At 69.1% G+C, this 18,762-nt stretch carries 9 protein-coding genes; 6 read left to right on the top strand and 3 right to left on the bottom strand.

The genetic code is table 11. The annotated features are described in order from the left end of the window. Positions 1-242: 242 nt before the first annotated feature. From lanKC to FBY39_RS07760, 3 genes are read right to left on the bottom strand one after another with little or no spacing between them, the layout of a single operon-like run. The gene (lanKC, locus tag FBY39_RS07770) at positions 243-2,822 is read right to left on the bottom strand and encodes a class III lanthionine synthetase LanKC (protein WP_141931643.1); all 2,580 of its coding nucleotides are present in this window, start codon (positions 2,820-2,822) and stop codon (positions 243-245) included. Continuing rightward, positions 2,819-3,433: a GNAT family N-acetyltransferase gene (locus tag FBY39_RS07765; protein WP_160133031.1), complete on the bottom strand. Its 615-nt coding sequence runs from the start codon at positions 3,431-3,433 to the stop codon at positions 2,819-2,821. Before FBY39_RS07765 ends, lanKC begins: the two co-directional genes overlap by 4 nt. A gap of 52 nt (positions 3,434-3,485) precedes the next feature. After that, the gene (locus FBY39_RS07760) at positions 3,486-8,798 is read right to left on the bottom strand and encodes a type I polyketide synthase (protein WP_141931639.1); all 5,313 of its coding nucleotides are present in this window, start codon (positions 8,796-8,798) and stop codon (positions 3,486-3,488) included. A gap of 305 nt (positions 8,799-9,103) precedes the next feature. On the opposite strand from FBY39_RS07760, the gene FBY39_RS07755 reads away from it, so the two are divergent. Genes FBY39_RS07755 through FBY39_RS07730 form a run of 6 tightly spaced genes read left to right on the top strand, consistent with a single transcriptional unit; the run spans position 9,104 to position 18,734 of the window. Further along, positions 9,104-14,425: a type I polyketide synthase gene (locus tag FBY39_RS07755; protein WP_141931637.1), complete on the top strand. Its 5,322-nt coding sequence runs from the start codon at positions 9,104-9,106 to the stop codon at positions 14,423-14,425. Next, entirely contained in the window at positions 14,422-15,369 is a 948-nt protein-coding gene (locus FBY39_RS07750; RefSeq protein WP_141931635.1) for an LLM class flavin-dependent oxidoreductase, read from the top strand. The genes FBY39_RS07755 and FBY39_RS07750 overlap by 4 nt, the downstream gene beginning before the upstream one ends. Next, entirely contained in the window at positions 15,362-16,096 is a 735-nt protein-coding gene (locus FBY39_RS07745) for a thioesterase II family protein (RefSeq protein ID WP_160133029.1), read from the top strand. The genes FBY39_RS07750 and FBY39_RS07745 overlap by 8 nt, the downstream gene beginning before the upstream one ends. Next, positions 16,089-17,054, top strand: coding sequence for an ABC transporter ATP-binding protein (locus FBY39_RS07740; protein WP_160133027.1), 966 nt, complete (start codon positions 16,089-16,091; stop codon positions 17,052-17,054). The genes FBY39_RS07745 and FBY39_RS07740 overlap by 8 nt, the downstream gene beginning before the upstream one ends. Before the next feature lie 7 nt (positions 17,055-17,061). After that, entirely contained in the window at positions 17,062-17,910 is an 849-nt protein-coding gene (locus tag FBY39_RS07735) for an ABC transporter permease (RefSeq protein ID WP_141931629.1), read from the top strand. Further along, positions 17,907-18,734 (top strand): ABC transporter permease, encoded by an 828-nt coding sequence (locus FBY39_RS07730; protein ID WP_141931627.1) that lies wholly within the window; start codon positions 17,907-17,909, stop codon positions 18,732-18,734. The genes FBY39_RS07735 and FBY39_RS07730 overlap by 4 nt, the downstream gene beginning before the upstream one ends. The last annotated feature ends 28 nt before the right edge of the window (positions 18,735-18,762 follow it).

Here is an 18,762-nt window from a genome sequence, read left to right as displayed (position 1 = left end):
TCCAGCTCGCCGAGCTGTTGGCCATCTCGAGATCGGCCACGGGGCTCGTGAGCATCTGCAGGTCACGAGGAGAGTGAATCGTCATGCGGGACTCCTTTCTTCTTCTCGAAGGGACAGGGGTGGACTGATCAGCCACAGTTGTAGCTGACGCTGCTGCCGAGCAGCTCGGCGTCGGCCACCGGCGCGACGAGCGCCTGCAGCTCCGTGACGGACGAAATCTTCATGCGTGTCTTCCTCCTTTCTCACCTCGACGAGTCCGCGATGCCGGATGGCACCAGGAACGCTGGCACGCCGGCCCCGCGGTCGCGGGGCACGGTTCGTCTGCTGAGGAACGGGACCGCGGGCGTCCCCGACGCGATCTCGCCCAGCACGGCGATCAGTCCGGCCGCGCCGTTGGCGAAGTCCATCGACTGCCGGAGACAGTGATCGCCCGGCACGCGCACGTCGTCCGCACCGGAGTCGATGAGCGTGAGCGGAAGGCAGTCGAGGTGGCGCGAGAGAGCGGTGCGCGCGCGCTCCGCCGGCGCGCCGGTCAGCCGCGGAACGAGCCGGTGCAGAGCGAGCGCGAGACCTGCACGCCCACTGAAGAGCGCCGGCTGGACGACCACTTCGGGCGAGCAGGCTGCGGTGATCGGTTCGAGCCGCGCTCGGAGCTCGGGGAGATCGACAACGTCGAGAAGCTCGTCGATGACGAGTCCGATACCACTCGATCCGTGCGCGAGGTACGCGATGGCCCGCGACCCTTCGCCCAGCGCTTGCAGACCGCCGGCTCCACGGTCCACGCACCTGCTCACGTCGATGTCGACGGCTCGGACACAACGGTCCAGCCACACGCTGTCGCCCGTACGACGGAACAGATGAAGAAAAAGGAGCGCGGGGCCGCTCCACCCGTACAGCAAGCCCGCGGACGGGAGGACGTCGTCGTGCGAGAGCATCGCGGCGATCTGCTCCGCCGCAGCGAACGCGCGAGCCGTCGCTTCGGCCGTTCCTGTCCTGTCGCCCAGCTCGAGGGCGACGAGCGCACGGCCCGCAGCTCCCGTGGCGTAGGTGATGTCGTCGGGATGCGCAGGACCGACGTCGCGCGTCGGAAGAACCATCGTGCCGGTGTCCGCGAGGGCGAGGGCTACGCCCGCTTCACCATCCATGAGCCCCGAGGCGGGCACGCCCTTCACCCACTCGCTCTCGAGCCATGCGACGGCCTCTCGCGGCGCACCCCCGCCGTGGCGCTCGAGGACGTGGACGACTCCCGCCGCGCCGAAGGCATAGGTGGCTCCGCCGAGCGAGAACTGCTCGAGGGAACCCGGGAAGAGCCGATCGGCGCGTGCGGGCTGCATCGACGCGCGTACGCCTGTCGCAAGACGACGCGTCAAGGATCGGTCGACCGGAACGGGACCGCCCCGCTCCGCGCTCTGTGCCGTCGAGAGCCGCACCAGCGCCCGCTCGAGCCGCTCCGGGAGGGCACCGTACCGCCGGCGCGCATACGCGATGTGGACATGCTCGAGCTCGGGTGCCAGGGCGACGACGTGCTGATAGGGGGCCAACATCCACAAGGCGATGCGATCGAGCGCTTGCCGCTCCCGCTCGCGCGGAGCGACGAGCGCCGACCCGAAGCCCTGGCGACGCAGTGGAGCCCAGCGCGCCGCGGCCTCGATCTCGCTGGCGCACTCCCAGTCCACGAGGGCGACCTCATCGTCGTCATCGACGAGGATGTTCCCCGGGTGCACGTCATCGTGCACCCATCCGCGGGCCTGCACAGCGTCAGAGAGTCGCTCGAGGCGCTCGAACAGCCGTGCCGCGCGGGTCACATAGTCGTCGACGTCGCGGGCCGAGGGGAACGCGCTGAGCACGAGGGGATGATGGAGGGCCAGCCAACGCTGCAGGCTTTCACCCTCGACGAGCTCCGTCACGACGAAGAAGTGGCCTTCGTCTTCGAACGACGAGATGAGCGGCGGCACGCCCCTCGTCCCCCGCAGCGCCGCGAGTGCCGTGAGCTCTCGGCGCAGATGAGCGTCGGCGGACTCCCCTTCTGCTCCAGGCTCCACGTGAGGCCGCGCCTCCTTGATGACGACCCAGCGCTCGCCCGCCGGGTCCCATGCGCGATAGACGCCGCCCGCATTAGAGAAGTGCAGCGCGGAGTAGTCGCGGTAGGCCTCGAGCGGGGAGGGACCCGCCGACGCGCGCGCGGGTGGTGCGGGGGGCACCTCGATGTCGTCGGGCGCCTCGAACCAGGGGTTGCGCTCGTCTTGGATGAGACCGCCTGCCTCCGTGCGGAAGTAGTTGCGGATCCGTCCTGTCGCATCGACCCGCACGACGTTGCGGAATGCGCCGTAGCGCACGCCCACGATCCCGTCACCCCACGGCAGATCCGTGAGGATACGCGGTCCGACGAACCCCTGCAGTCGCTCGGCGAGCGCATCGGCGTGACGCACCAGATCTTCGGCCCGCGGGTAGATCGTGACAACCTTCCCGCTGGAGCTGCGCGGAGCATTTTTGAGGTTGAAGGCGCGCGCCGCGGACACCGTCATGAGGTGCTTGAACGACACGCCCTCCTCAGCGCAGTAGGCTGCCGCGGCGGCGACGACCTCCCGCGCAGATCCCGCCGTCGCCGACAGGTGGATCTTCCATCCCGCATTCGGCAGCTCTTCCTCCGGCGCATCCCACACGGTCCACACCCCCAGGGAGCGGCGCGCGAAGCCCGCCGCCGCGAGAGCCGATCGCGCATCCTCGTCCAGCATCTGCGCGCCGCCTTGACGCCAGAGCACGGGGGACTCGAAGTAGCGTGCATCTGCGAGAAGGAACGCCTCGGCGCTCGCGATCGTCACAGGATGTCCTCGGGAAAGAGCTGGCGGATCGCCGCTTCGGCGGCGTCCTTCGTCTCCGCCGAGAGCATGTCCGGCGACTCCCCCGTGCCCCAGTTGTCGATGATCTCGTAGAACTCGTGGCGAAGGATCGAGCCGACGATGGCATCGTGGTATCGGCCATCCATGAAGTGGTAGTCGCGGAGTCGCCCCTCGACGGTGGCGAGACCGGACGTGAACACCATGAGGACGTTGGCGTTGTAGGCCGCAGCGGTCAGCTGCACCCGATGCGCGTTCCGCACGTGGAACAGGTAGGTCAGCAGGAGCTTCATGGCCTCGATGCCGTAACCGCCGCCCCAGTGCTCCGGGTCCGCGATGTGGACCCCGATCGTGTAGGAGCCGTGGTACGCCAAGTCCTGATACGAGACCGATCCGACGGCCCTCTCGTCCTCGTTGCTGCGGATCATCATGATCGTGTTGGGATACGACGCGAGTCGCTCGCGCAGCTCGTCGCCGCTGATGAAGCTCGGGCCGCCCGATGCGAACGTGCTTCCGGGGGCCGCGGACCAGCGTGCGAGAAGGTCGAAATCCTCGGGGGTTCTGATCGCGTCGAGATGAACGAACAAGCCGCGCACGGTCTCTCCTCGTTTCGGGTACAGCGGATGGGTCACGTGGTGCCGCGTCGCCTCAGGCGGCGGGCCGGAGTCGCTCGACGAGGCCCGCGAGCGACCGCGGAGTGGGACAGTCGATGAGCGCCGTACCCGGAATGGTCACGGCGAACTCCGCGCGCACCCTGCTGAGCAGTTGGACGGCGACGAGCGAGTTGCCACCCGCATCGAAGAAGTCCTCGTCGGCATCCAGCCGCGGATTTCCCAGGGCATCGGCCATCATCCGCATGAGGCGCAACACCGTCGGGTCCACGTCGAGCTCGTGCTCCGCCGCGATGTCGAACGCGTCCGTCGACCGGCGGCGCTGCAACGTCGAGGCGTCCAGCAGGTGCCCCGGGGCGATGCGTGAGATGACGTAGCGGTCGCCGCCCTGCAAGCGCAGGATCGCGTCGAACAGGCGGATCCCTTCCTCCGGACGCACGAAGTAGTCGGACAGGTCGCCGTTGACGGCGATGTCCGTCGACGCCGCCGTCGAGGCTTCGGGCGTCGCCGCAGCGTCGACCGGCACCTGCCGCAGCCGCATGCCGGTCGCGGATGCCAGAAGGAGTCCTCCACGGTCGAAGACGGTGACATCGAAGGTGAGGGACGAGCGGTCGTCGAGATCGACGCGACGGATGTAGGAGAGCAACTCCCCTTCGAGGCGCCCGTACACGCGGACCGCGTCGATCCCGGCGGGCAACCACGCGGTGCCGTCCGGGGAGTCTTCCGTGATCGTCAGGCCGAGGGTCAGCGCGTTGTCCATGGAGACCGGGTCAGCGCTCCACCCGTCGGCCGCCGCACCCCCCGATCCGACGCGCACGAGCTGCTCATGGACGCCATCGTGCACGGCGTCCACTTCCCGCCAGCGATCGCGGATCTCAACGGCCGTCATGGCGTCATAGTCGACGAGACGTGCTGCCCTGGTCTCGAGCTCTTGCGCGCGCGCCCATGCGGGGGCGGCGTCGTGCGCCGGAGCGAGCGTCCGCGAACGTGCCACGCCGTGCGTCTCCCAGGGCACGGCGTCGCTCGTGCGGAACTGCGCGTGCCACGACATCCCCTCGCCGTCGAGGTCATCCGTCCCGACGATCCGCACGTCCGTGGGGGCTTCCACGCGCACGGGGCTCCCGAAGAAGACGTCGCACACCTCCACGGGTCCGCCGGCAGCTTCTCCGGCGGCGGTGAGGATGAGATCCAGGACGGTCGTGGAGGACAGCACACGGACCCCGAACATGCGGTGATCGTCGAGGCGTCCGGAGGTCTCGGGCAGCATACGACCCGTCACCGTCACGGCATCGTCCGACCTCGTCACGGCCTCGAGGATCGGATGCCGTGTGCCGAGGGGTGTCGCCGCCGCCGCCGGGCGTGACGTCGTCGCACGCAACATGCCGACGTCGGTCCAGCCGCACCAGTCGATCGCGACGACGCGCGTCGTCGCGCCGTCGCGATGCCGGGCGAGCGCGTCGAGGTAGGCGTTTCCTGAGCAGTAGTCCACGTTCCCCGGGTCGCTCGTGACGCCGACGATCGAGGCGAAGAGCATGACGAGTGCTGCCTCGCCCTCGACGGCGGCGAGAATGTTATCGGCCCCGCGCACCTTCGGCTCGAGCACGCCGCGCGACACATCGGCGGTGCGATCGACTGCGAGACCGCTCGCGATCGCGCCGGCGGCATGGACGACGGCGGTGATGGGGCCCCACTCCGATCGCACATCGGCGACGGCGGATGCCACGGATTCGGCATCCACGACATCGCACCGAAGCGCCAGCAGACGGCCCTCTGCGGCCATGCGTCGCAGCGCGGGATTCAGCAGAGCGCCGGACGACCGCGCGTCGGGTACCTGCAGGCGTGTGTCCTGGTAGCCGAGCGCGGCGGGCCCGCGGCGGGCCAGGAGGGCCACGCGCAGGCCGGGCCACTCGGCGAGGTAGGCGGCCACGGCGAGCCCGATCCCGCCCGTCCCGCCCGTGATCACGAAGACTCCCCCGTCCGCCAGGACGGCGGGCGGCTGCGTGTCCTTGGCCGGGAGCGGCACACGAGTGAAGTCGCGGACCCACCGCGCCGAACCCCGGAGGGCGACGACGGAGGTCGGCAGGCCTGCGGCGAACTCTCCCTCGATCGCCCGGGCGGTGCGGGCATCGATGCCGCGACCCGCCACATCGATCAGCGCGCCGCTCAACAACGGCATCTCGCGAGGCACGACCGTGAACGGACCCAGCTGGAGTGCGCGCAGGGGATCGAGCGGATCCGCTCCCGAGACGTCCAGCGCCCCGGATGTGACCGCGGCGACGGCGATGGGCTCGTCCGGCCACAGTCGCACGAGCGCCGTGACGAGCGCGAGCGGCGCGAAGAAGTCGGTGTCGAGACCGTTGCCGGTCCTCTCGGATGACGCGAAGACGACAGCCTCGGGAACGAATCCGGAGTCCTCGATCCTCTCGACCTGCACACGGATCGTCTCGTCGATAGACCCGGCGCCCGCGACCGCCGCCGACACGTCGACGACGCGGACGTCGGCACCGCGGGCCTCCAGATGGTCCGGGAGCGCTCCGAGCGACCGCCCGTCTCCGAAGAGCAACCAGCGCGCGGGGGTCTCGCCGCTTTCGGTGACGAGCTCGCGTCGTCTCCATGTCGGTTCGTACACCGAGCGATCCACCGACTGGATGTCGCCGTCGTCGTCATCCTGGTCACGGCTGCGCGCGACCGCCTCACGGTCGAACCAGTGCGACACCCGCTCGAAGGGATAGACGGGGACGTCGGTGCGCGGTGATTCTGCCGGAAACACCTGCGTCCAGTCGATCGCGTGCCCTCGCGTCCACAGCGCGGCGATCGCGGAGAGGTACGACCGCGAGTCGGCCTCACCCTCGTCCCCCCGCGGCAGGAGGGGTGTCGAATCGACGCGCGTGATCCCGCCGCGCTGCGACTGTCGAGCCAGCACCGTGAGCGCCGTGCCGGGACCGATCTCGACGAAGCTGCCCGAGAAGGACACGGCACGACGGACGGCCTTCATGAATTCGACGGGAGCGAGGATCTGGTCAGCCCAGAAGGAGGCGTCCACGGCCTGCTCGTTCGTGAGCTCGAGCCCCGTCTGCGTCGAGACGACGGGGATGCGCGGAATCGACAAGGGCGCGGCTCGGAGATGCTCCGCGAAACGATCACGGGCCTCGCGCATCATGGGCGAATGGAAGGCGTGCGACGTCTTCAGCCGCGTCGCCTTCATCCCGAGAAGCGTCGCGCGGCGCATGAATCGCTCGACGGCGTCTTCGGGCCCCGACACGACCGTCGAGGACGGCGAGTTACGTGCAGCCACGGCGAGCTCTGCCGGGAGCATGTCCGACACGAGCTTCGTTTCACCCGTGATGGCCGCCATCGCCCCTGGCGCCATCGCTTGCATGAGCCGCCCTCGCTGCACGACAGCGCCCGCCGCGTCCTCGAGCGTGAAGACACCGGCGATGCACGCGGCGGCGAACTCTCCGATGCTGTGACCGAGCACGGCCACGGGATCGCCCGCAGCGGCGATCCAGGCGCGTGCGAGGGCGTACTCGACAGCGAAGAGGGCCGGCTGAGCGACCTCCGTCGCCATGAGCGCATCGGGGTCGCTCGCCGGATCGAGGACGGCCGCGCGAACGTCTGCGCCCGCTACGCGCAGCGCGTCGAGCGCCTCTTCCAGCGCGTCCGAGAACGCGACCGACTCTCGCGCGAGAGCGGCGGCCATCCCCGGGAACTGCGAGCCCTGCCCGGGGAACATCGCGACGTACCGCGCGTCGTCGACGGCGCGGATCGCGTCCGCCTCGCCGAGCGCCCGCAGGGCGTCGACGGCCTCGCGACGCCCTCCCGCCAGGATCGCGCGGCGGAACCGGCCGTGCGGACGGCCCGTTGCGAGCGTCTTGGCGACGGAGACGAGGCTCGTGTCCGGATGCGCGTCGAGGTGGTCTGCGATCTCGGCGGCGAACCGCGCGACGGCGCCCTGTGTGGGCCCGGCGATCGGCACGAGCGTGAGACCGTCGGTATCCGTATCGGTATCGCTCTCTGACCGAGAGGACGTCCACCAGGCGGGATCCGCCTTGTCGACGACGACGGCGGCGTTCGTTCCGCCGATACCGAAGGAGCTGACCAGAGCGCGGCGGCGCTCGCGGCCTGCCCACTCCTCGCCGACGGCGCAGACCCGGAAGGGACTGTTGACCCAATCGATCGCTTCGCTGGGCTTCTCGAAGTGGAGTGTGGGTGGGATGTAGTCGTTCTCGAGAGCGAGGACGGCCTTGATGAGTCCGGCGATGCCGGCGGCGGCACCGAGGTGGCCGATGTTGGTCTTCACCGACCCGATGGGACACCCCCACTGCGGGTCGTCGTCCCAGACCGAGGTGAACGCCTCCGTAAGCGAGGCGAATTCGATGGGGTCGCCCACCGCTGTGCCCGTGCCGTGCGATTCGACGTAACCGATGCTCGCCCTGTCGATGCCGGAGTTGTCGAACAGCCGCATGAGCAGATCGACCTGCCCCGGTCCGCCCGGCGACGTGAATCCGTTGCGGTCCGCAGCGTCGTTGTTGGTCATGCTCGCGCTGATGACCGCTCGGATCCGATCGCCGTCGGCGATCGCGCGCTCGAGGGACTTCAGCACCACGACACCGGCACCGGCCCCGAAGATCGTCCCGTCGGCGGCCGCGTCGAACGCCCGGCACCGCCCGGTCTTGGAGAAGATCGAGTCCGGTGTCCAGTCGACTCCCGTCCAGTAGGGCATCTCGACCGATATGCCGCCCGCGAGTGCGACGTCGCACTCCCCGTTCACGATGGCCCGGACGGCCAGGTGCACCGCCACGAGCGCCGTCGAACACGCCGTCTGGACCGACAGGCTGGGTCCGCGCAGACCGAGGACATGCGAGACGCGGGTGGCGAGGTAGTCGGGCTGATTGGCGATCTCGATCGCCATGAGTCCCGCGCTCTCGACGAGGTCGACGTCTCGGTAGACCTTCTCGATGTAGCGGTTCGGCGCCGCGCCCCCGAAGACACCGATCGGCACCCGGGCGCGATCGCCGATGTTGGCGGTCTGGAGCGCGGCCTCGCACACTTCGAGGAAAATGCGGTGCTGCGGATCCATGATCTGCGCCTGCAGTCGCGTGAGACCGAAGTACGAGGCGTCGAAGTGCGAGATGTCCCCGATCATCGGCTTGCGGAGCACGTAGTCCGGGCTGCTCAGATACGACTCGGACACGCCCTCCTCGCGGAGCCTGTCGCGATCGAGCTCGTCGATCGATTCACGGCCTTCGACCAGGTTCCGCCAGAACTCGTCGGGACTGTCCGCACCCGGAAACCGCAGGCTCATCCCGATGATCGCGACACGAGAAGGGTTGCCGGAATGCGACGTCATTTTCGATCTTTTCCCTTCACACCGGGCTCGATAAACGACGAGATTATTCAAAGAACGCCGCTTGCGCTACCCCGAGTTTTCTCGCGCCCGCCCTGGCATCGATGGGCGTGAACAAGGCTCCTGGACACGACGTGGACCTGTGCTAGCATCGCCGCAATCTCGCGAGATGCCGGGGCTTTCGGCCCTGAGCAAGAATCGGGAGGTCGCGGTGCGGTGGCGAGCGGGCTCCCGGCGGAACCGCGAGAGATTTCCTACTTTCACGGTGATTTTCCATCGTGAAAGAGCGCGAATTTTCGGGAGGAATTGTGGCTGACGCTTCAGAATTGATCGCGATCATCGGCATGAGCATCCGGCTCCCGGGTGCATCCTCCGCGGATGAGTTCTGGACCAATCTCCGCGACGGCGTCGTCTCGGTCGAGACGCTGAGTCCCGAGACCCTCGAGGCCGCCGGGGTCACCGAGCAGATGAGAGCCGATCCCCAGTTCGTGCCCGTCTCGTCGACACTCGACGGCGTGGACCGCTTCGATGCCAAATTCTTCGGGTACTCGCCGCGCGAGGCGGAGATCCGAGATCCTCAGGGACGCCTCTTCCTCGAGAGCTGCTACCACGCCTTCGAGGACGCCGGATACAATCCAGCCGACCTCGACGCGCACGTGGGTGTCTTCGGCGGCATGGCCAACAGCCTCTACGGAGAGCACCACGTCTCTCGCAACCGCGACATGAAGTCCGCTGTGGGTCAGATGGCGATCGATGTGAGCAACAGTGTCGACTACCTCTGCACGACGGTGAGCTATCGGCTCGGGCTGCACGGCCCCAGCGTCAACGTGCAGACGGCGTGCTCGACGGCTCTCGTGGCGATCCATCTGGCATGCCAGTCGCTGCGCGCAGGCGAGTCCGACTTCGCTCTGGCGGGCGCGGTCGAGGTCGAGCTTCCCCTCGATGCGGGATACCACTGGAGCGAGGGCGGGATCTTCGCGAAGGACGGGCGCTGCCGGCCGTTCGATGCCGAGGCGACCGGGACGATCTTCGGCAGCGGTGTGGGAGTCGTGCTCCTCCGTCGACTCGACGACGCCCTCGAAGCCGGCGACGCGATCATCGGCGTGATCCGTGGCAGCGCCGTCAACAACGACGGATCGGACCGCGCGGGGTTCACGGCCCCCAGCGTGAGCGGGCAGGCGATGCTCATCACAGAAGCGCTGGCAGACGCCGACGTGCCCGCAGGCTCGATCGACTACATCGAGGCCCACGCCACGGGAACAGTCGTCGGCGACCCCATCGAGGTGGCGGGACTGCGGCGCGCGTACGCGCATGCCCAGCTCGCCCCCGGCTCGATCCCGATCGGCTCGGTCAAGGGCAACATCGGACACATGGGGCCTGCCGCGGGGATGGCGGGCCTCGCGAAAGTGCTCATGTCGATGCGACACGGGACGATCCCGCCCACCGTGAACCTGGAACGGATCAATCCCCGGCTCGAGCTCGAATCGAGTCCCTTCTTCATCCCCGTCGAGCCGATCGACTGGCCCGAGGCCGATCGGCCGCGCCGCGCCGGCATCAGCTCGTTCGGGATCGGCGGGACCAATGCGCACATCATCGTCGAGGCACCGCCGGCTCCGGTCCCCGCGCGTGCCGGTCGTCCCGCGCAGACACAACAGCTGCTCGTCTCTGCTCGCACGCCCGAGGCCTTCGAGGCGGCAGCGAAGAACCTCGCCGACGCGATCTCGGCACTCGACGAGTCCGAGCTGCCGGCCGCCGCGGCCGTCACCCAGACCGGGCGCGCGTTCTTCGCCCACCGCGGCGCTGTCGCGGGGCAGACGATCGAGGAGTGCGTGGCGGCCCTTCGCAATCTGACCCCGACGAAGGCACGCGCGGGTGCCCCCATCGTCGCGCTGTTCCCGGGACAGGGAAGCCAGTTCCCGGGCATGTTGTCGGCGATCGCCGAAGCGTTTCCGGTTGCGAAAGAGGCCGTGGAGTCGGGGCTGGCTCTGCTGGCCACGCTCGACGGCGACGATCCCACCGAGCCGGCGGTGCGCGCGCTCCTGCTCGACCCCGACTCCCCGGCGACCACCGACACTCGGGTCGTCCAACCCGCCCTATTCCTCTGCCAGGTCGCGTGCCTCGAAGTGCTGCGGTCCTTCGGCATCCAGCCGACGGCGTCCATCGGCCATTCCGTCGGCGAGATCGCCGCCGCGTGCGCCGCGGGCGCACTCGCCGTCGAGGATGGCGTGCGACTCGTGCACGCCCGCGCGCGGCTCATGTCGACGGCGGCGCCGGGCAGCATGCTCGCGGTCATGGCGGGACCCGACCAGATCGCGCCCCACCTCGTCGAGGGAGTCGAGTTCGCCGCGTTCAACTCTCCCGTCTCGACGACCCTGTCGGGGCCGACGCCGCTCATCGAGGCAACCGAGGCAGCGCTGACGGAGGCGGGAATCGGGGCCGTGCGCGTCACGACGTCGCACGCGTTCCACTCCGCTGCGCTCGACGGCGTGCGCGCAGAGTTCGAGCGGATCGTCGACGAACTGCCGATCGTCCCGCCGACGGGACGCTTCGTGTCGAACCTCACGGGAGAATGGGCGGATGCCGCCGTCACTCGTGGTTCGTACTGGGCCGCGCAGATGCGGTCGGGCGTCCAGTTCGAGCATGGTGTGCGCACGTTGCTCGGCGAAGGGGAGACACCGCTGTTCGTCGAGCTCGCCCCGACCACAACGCTGAGCAGGTTCGTCGCGGCGATCAGCCCCGACGCGACCGAGGCAGCACCCTTCCGCAAGAACGACACGGCTCAGGATGCCGCGGCGGCACCGTCGCGGATGTGGGTCGGCGGCGCCGACGTCGACTGGCGCCGCCTGTGGAGCTCGCTGCCCCCGAAGATCCACCTTCCCGGGTACCCGTTCGCGCGCACGCGGTACTGGGTGGACCCCGATCGCGACTGGAAGACCGTCGCGGACGCGCGGCCCGAAGCCGCTCACTCCCTCGATGACGGCGCTCTCGGCCTCGTCACCTGGCGCGAGACGGCACCCCGGGTCGATCGGGCCGAGCTCTCCGGGTCGCGATGGCTCATCGTCGCCGACGAGGAGAGCGCACTGTCCGCCGAGATGGTGCAGGCCCTCTCATCGGCCGGGGCCGTCGTGACCGACCGCGTGGTCGGTCACGACGACTGGACGGACCTGGCGGCGGCACAACGCGCGGTGCGCAGCGAGCTGTCGAGCGCGGTCGCGGAGGCCTCGACCGGCAGCGGAACGCTGCGGATCGTCCACGTCGTGGCCGGGCGGACCGAGCACGACCGATTCACTGCGCCGTTCCACATCGCACACGCCCTTTCTCAGGCACTCGAGTCGCGCCGCGACGGGACGTCGGTCCACGTGACGACCGTGACAGCGAACCTCTGGGCGGACGGCCCGGACGGAGATCCGTCGATGGCGCTCGCGATCGGCCCGACGCTGCTCGCGCAGCGCGAGCTGGCCGGCGTCACGTCGCAGATCGTCGACACGGACGGTCGCGCGTCGGGCGTGGCGATCCTCCGAGAGTCGGCGGCGCCGCAGAGCAGCCACCCGGTCCGCCTCCGTGGCGGGCGGAGGTGGGAGTGCGAGCACGTTCCGTTCGGGCTTCCCGACGACCCCGAGACGGCGACGGCGCCCCTGCGCGAGGGGGGCGTCTACCTCATCACGGGCGGGTTCGGCGGCATCGGCCGCACAGTGGCGGACTGGATCGCCCGCAGCGTCCGCGCCACCATCGTCCTCGTCGCGCGGACTCCCCTGCCCGAGCGAGAACAGTGGGGCCTGCTGCTGGACGATCCCGACACGCCTGCGGCTGTCCGCGACCGTCTCGAGGCGGTACTCGCTCTGGAGTCCGCGGGCTCGGTGGTCGACATCATCCTCGGTGACATCGCCGACGAGCACACCATCGCGGCACTGCGCAGAAGGCATCCCGAACCCACAGCCGTCTTCCACTGCGCGGGAGTCGCCGGCGGCGGCATGCTCGCGGTGCGCACGGCGGACGAGGCCGAGCGCGTCCTGCGTCCGAAGGTGCTCGCGACCAATGCCCTGTGGGAGGCATATAACGGGGTCGCTGAGATGTTCGTCCTCTTCTCATCCTCGACCGCGATCAACGGCACGTTCGGGATGGTGGACTACTGCTCGGCCAACGCCTACATGGACGCCTTCGCCCGCACTCACGCGACGGGCGCGACCCGCATCATCTCGATCGGATGGAGCGGATGGTCAGAGGTGGGGATGGTCGTCGACAACCAGACCAACGCGCCCGAGGCGTATCGCGCTCTGCAGCGGACGGGAGCGGGGCGCAGCGTCGAGCATCCCCTGTTGTCACGCTGGGTGCAGCTGAGCGATGACATCGTCGAGTACGAGACCGACCTCGCACCCGGCGGTCACTGGACGCACGCCGAGCACCGCATCGACGGTCGTGAAGTCCTCGTCGGCGCCGCGATCGTCGAGGCCGTCCGCGCCGCGCTCGCACACGACGGCGAGGTCGAGCTGCGCGACGTGGTCTACCTCCTGCCGGTCACCGTCGTGGGAGAGACGATGCTGGTCACCCGCGCGGTCAAGGGCTCGGAGGGCTGGGAATGCACGGTCGATGTCGTGAGGGACGGGGCGGATCGCCAAACCGCCCTCGTGTGCCGAGCCGTCCCCGTCGCGGTGCCGTCGGTGCCCGTCACGATCGATCTGGACGCGATCGCACAGCGATGCGATCGCGGTGCGATCGGCGACGACGAGCTCCTTGCGCCGGGGACGCTCGTCGACCTCGGCGCCCACTGGAGGCGCATCGAGAGCACCCTCGTCGGTGAGAAGGAGGAACTCGCCCGCATCTCGCTGGCCCAGGAGTACTGGAGCGAGTGCGCGCAGTTCGTGATCCATCCCTCGCTCTTGGATCTCGCCGTCGCCGACGCGCAGGTACGCCCGCTCATCCTCGCCCGCGGAGACAGCCACCTGCCGCTCGGGTTCGACAGGATCACCGTCCACGCGCCGCTGGAGCCGGTCATCTACTCCCACATCCGGCATCTGGACGATGTCGACGGCGACGTCGTCACGGTCGATGTCGACATCTACGACGCCTCGGGGAGGCTGCTCGTCTCGGTCGAGAGGTTCACGACCCGCAAGGCCGTGCGCGGAGAGCTCGTCGCCTCCTTCGATGGCCTCGCGAACGAGCTCGACACGGCCACGACGACGACGGGCGCGAGCATCACTCCCGCCTTCGGCATCGCGGCACTCGCCCGGATCATCCAGTGGGGTGCCGCCCCGCACGTCCTCGTGTGCCCCGAAGGCATCGTCGAGATGATGGCGTGGTCGGAAGGATTCACCACGACGCTGCTCGAGGATGCCCTCGGCGAAGAGAACCTCGGCGCGGCGAGCAGCGAGCGTCTGACCGACACGGAGTATGTCGCGCCGCGCACGACCGTGGAGCGCGAGTTGTGCGCGATCTGGGGTGATGCGCTCGGGTCGGCACAGGTCGGCATCGACGACGACTTCTTCGATATTGGGGGCAACTCCCTCGTCGCGGTCCAGCTCGCCTCCCGGATGCGCGCACGCCTCGAGGTCTCGGTGCCGATCGCGCACATCTTCGAGTTCCCGACGGTGCGGGCGCTCAGCTCGGCGTTGAGCCTGGCGGACGCCCGGTGAGCGGCGCCCCTTCCGCCCCCTCGCCGGGCGCGGCTCCGCTCTCGATGCCGGCCGTCTACCCGCGGTGGTCCGACGTCGAGACCCGGCTGCGCATCGCCCGAGACGCCGGTGTGTCCCAGGTGTGGTTCGATCAGCAGATCGGCCAGCGCGATCTGCTCACGGTCGCGACCTTCGCCCTCGGACTCGATCCGCACTGGAGCGTCGGGACGGCGGTCGTGCCGATCCGGGAGCGGCACCCCTCCGTCCTCGCGCGCGCCGCGCTCACGATCTCCGAGATCTTCGACGGCCGATTCGTTCTCGGCGTCGGCGCGAGCCACAGCCTCGTCAACGGCACGCTGCTCGGATACGACCACACGCCCACGGTCGACCTCATGCGCGAGGCGGTCACACCGCTGGCCGACGCACTTGCGCACGGATCCACCCACGCCGACTCCGGCATCGCACGCGGCACCTTCGCCCACGACGCACCGTTCGCTCCCGTTCCCCTTCATATGGGCGCGATGCGCCCTCGCATGCTGCGCCTGGCCGTCGAGATCGCCCAGGGCGCGATCGTGTATCTCGCCTCGCCCGCCTACGTCCGCGACATCGTCATGCCGTTCGTCCTCGACGCCTGTGAGGAATTCGGCCGGGATCCCGCGTCCTTCCCCGTCACGGTCGTCGTCCCCTGCTACAGCGGACCGGACATCGCACGGCACACCGAACGATTCCAGTCCTACGCGGCCAGCTACGCCGAGGTACCGGTCTACGGACGACTCATCGCCGCGCAGGCGAGGGGAGAGGACACTGGCGCCTTCGGTGCGAGGGAGATCGGCGCGATCGGCTCCCGTGAACTCGTCCGAGAGCGACTCGCTGAGTACCGCGAGCTCGGGTGCACTCCGGTTCCGGGTGTCATGGATGCCGACATCGCAGCGTTCGAGTCGACGGTGGAGGCGCTCTATGGATGACGTCCTGCTCTGTTTCGCGCACGCGGGCGGAGGGGGCGCCGCGTTCCGCTCGTGGCCCCGGCGGGTCGGCGGCAGCGTCGTGCATCCCATCGTCCTCCCCGGCCGGGAGAGTCGGCACGCGGAGCCGTTCGCGACTTCGCTGGAGGCGTTCGTCGCCGACGTCCTGGACGCCTACGGACCCGAGGTCGCCGCGGGGCGCTACAGCCTGTTCGGCTTCAGCCTCGGCGGTTCGATCGCACTCGCGGTCGCCCGCGGCGCCGTTGCCCGAGGACTCCCTGCTCCGCGCCGCATCATCGTCTCGGGTTCGCGTCCGCCGTCGGTGCCGGATCCCCTCAGTCCGCTCCACCGCCACGGCGACATGGTGCTGACGGGGAAGCTGCGCAACTGGGGCGGCATCCCGGAGCCCGCCTTCGCGGATCGCGAATTCATGGCGCTCGTGCTCGCGACCCTCCGCGCGGATCTGCGCCTCGTCGAGACTGCCGCACCGTCCACGGTGCGGCTGACCTGCCCACTCCTCGTGGTCGGCGGGGCCCATGACGCGAGCGTGCCGGTGGAGATTCTCCACGCGTGGCGGCACGAAACCGACGGCGCCGTGGATATCGTCGTCGTCGAGGCCGGGCACTTCCTCACCGACGCGGCGACCGCCGAGGTGCTGGAGGTTCTGGACTCATCCCTCGGCGAAAACGATGGCATCGAACGAACGCGGGAGAGGATTGCGCATGCATGACGGCGTGGCTCTGCGCCTGGAAGGTGCGGGCAAGAGGTATCCGGGCTCGAAAGACGGGATCTGGGCGGTCCGCGACGTCTCCTTCTCGGTGCCCGAACGCTCCGTCACAGCGCTCCTCGGTCGGAATGGGGCGGGCAAGTCCACCCTCGTTCGCATGATCTCGACACTGATCACGCCGACGGAGGGACGGATCGAGGTGGCGGGCGTGGACACCGCGGCGGACGAAGCGGCCGCCCGTCGGCGCATCGGCGTCGTGCTCGGCGGGGAGCGCAGCGTCTACTGGAAGCTGACGGGTCGCCAGAACCTGGCATTCTTCAGCGCCCTCAAGGGGCTGCGCGGGCAGGCGAAGCGGGATGAGATCGACAGAGTGCTCGACGCGATCGATCTCACATCGCGTGCCGACGACTATGTCGAGACCTACTCGACGGGGATGCGGCAGCGCCTCGTCATCGCACGAGCCCTTCTCGGTTCGCCGCCGCTGCTCATCATGGATGAGCCGACGGCGGGACTCGATCCCCACGTGACAGCATCGCTGCAGGAACTTATCCTGTCCCTGCGCGATCACGGCCATGCGGTGCTCATCACGACGCACCACATCGAAGAGGCCGAACTCATCGCCGACGACGTCGTCGTCATCGATCACGGGGTTCTGCGTGCGACGGGCTCGCCGCGGGCGCTGACAGCAGCGGTCGGCGCCTCGCACACGATCGAGTGCTCGTTCGCGCAGGCGCATGCCGAGACGGCCGCGCGCGCTGCCGCGGCCAGTCCTGCTCCCGTGGCTGTCGTCGCTGAGGAGGTGACGGACACGCAGCTGCACGTGACGCTCACGGGCTCGATCGACGAGCACTTCATCCCCGCGTTCACCCAGGCGATGATCGCCGCGGGCCTCGATCTGCGCGGCCTGACCGTGTCTCCCGTCACCCTCCGCCGCGCCTTCCTCGACCTCACCGAGAAGTGAGGACCATATGACGACCCTCACCGAGAGCGTCGCCCGCGAGACGTCGGTGCTCGGCGCGGTCGTCGCACGCGACATTCGCTCCTTCTGGCGCTACAAGACCAACATCATCACCGTCCTCGTATCGGCGCTCGCGCTCCCCGCGGCCTATGTCGCGCAGGCGGCGGGATTCGCCGGCACCTCCCCCGCCGCGATCGGCGCCTTCGAAGCCTCTGCCGGGACGACCGAGATCGCGGCGTACATCTACATCGGATGGTCCGTGTACATGTGGGTGAGCGTCGTCCTGTGGGGTCCGGCATCGTCGCTGCAGGAAGAACGTGCGCGCGGGTCGCTCGAGGTCATCCTCCTGTCCCCCGTTTCCCGCATGACGCTGCTGGTCGGCTCGTGCATCGCGCAACTGATCCCGGCCGCCATCGTCTTCTTCATGGTGGGCCTGCTCTTGAAGTTCGTGATCGGCGTCGACATCGGGGCGCCGCAGATCGTCGGCGGCGTCGCGACCCTCCTTGCCTCGGTCCCCGCTCTCATCGGCATCGGCGCGATCCTCAGCGCCGTCACCATCACGACGCGCGACTCAGGCGGCGTGTTGTCGCTTCTCGAGGGTTCCGTCGCGATCCTGTGCGGCGTGACCTATCCGCTGGCGATCCTTCCGGGCTGGCTGCAGGCTGTCGCCAGCGCCATGCCGCCGACAGAGACGATTCTTCTGCTCCGTCACGCCGTGCTCGGGGTCGAGCTGACCGACGTCGTCCTGCGGATCGCGTATCTCCTCCTCATCGGGATCGTCCTGCTGGCGCTGGCCGACGTCGCGTTTCGTCGCGCGGTCGCGCGGGGGAAGAAGACAGGAAGGCTGTCCCAGTATTGACTTCGCTCATCGCCGTCTTCGCCGTCTTCTCCCGCAACATCCGCACGGCCATCCGCTACCCGCTCGGGTTGGCCAACACGGTCCTCTTCACGCCGCTCTACCAGATGGTCCTCCCGACGCTTCTCCTCGGGGCGGCCTTCCTCGTGAACGGGAACGCCAGCGGGCTCGAACAGACAGCCGGAACGGACGACCTGCCAGGCTGGCTCATGCTCGGTATGGCCGTCTCCGCCTGGATCATCGGCGTCATCACGACGGTCGCCGTCGACCTGCAATCGGGCCGGGCGACGGGAACGCTCGAGATCCAGTGGACCGGCGGCGTGCGGCCCACCGTGCTCACCTTCGGCTCCGCGCTCGCGGGCTTCGCGCTCACAACACTCGCGAGCCTCCTTCTGCTCGTGCTCGCCGTCTTCCTCCTCGGGGCCCGGTTCCGCCTGGAGGGTCTTCCCGTCGCACTGCTCATCTCGCTCGTGATGCTCGTGGCCGTGACGGGCATCGCGCTGGCACTCGCGGCGCTCATCCTCCTCATCCGCCGCGGAGACGCCGTGCTCGACATCCTCGGCTATGTCATCGCGATCTTCTCCGGAATCGCCTTTCCCGTCGTCGTACTGCCGGGCCCGCTCTTCGCCTTCTCGCTCGTGTGGCCGACGACGTGGGGGCTCGATCTGCTCAGACACGCGCTGATCGATTCGCGGACGATCTTCCCGGAGCCCACGATGTGGACGTTCTTCCTTCTCGAGTCGGCGCTCGCCTTCATTGTCGGGATGTTCCTGTTCTCGCGAGCCGTGCGCGTCATTCGTCGCCACGGAACGATCTCCCAGTTCTGAGGTCGCGATGCACCTCCTCTTCTGTGGG

Origin of the sequence: Microbacterium sp. SLBN-146 (assembly GCF_006715145.1) — a bacterium.
Taxonomy (GTDB): domain Bacteria; phylum Actinomycetota; class Actinomycetes; order Actinomycetales; family Microbacteriaceae; genus Microbacterium.
The sequence above is the reverse complement of the archived record's forward strand: the minus strand, read 5'-3'. Positions and strand labels throughout refer to the sequence as shown.

Bases quoted from the DNA above. Each gene is read 5' to 3' on its own strand.
- FBY39_RS07760 (WP_141931639.1), bottom strand. From the start codon at position 8,798: ATGACGTCGCATTCCGGCAACCCTTCTCGTGTCGCGATCATCGGGATG.
- FBY39_RS07745 (WP_160133029.1), top strand. From the start codon at position 15,362: ATGGATGACGTCCTGCTCTGTTTCGCGCACGCGGGCGGAGGGGGCGCC.
- FBY39_RS07740 (WP_160133027.1), top strand. From the start codon at position 16,089: ATGCATGACGGCGTGGCTCTGCGCCTGGAAGGTGCGGGCAAGAGGTAT.
- FBY39_RS07735 (WP_141931629.1), top strand. From the start codon at position 17,062: ATGACGACCCTCACCGAGAGCGTCGCCCGCGAGACGTCGGTGCTCGGC.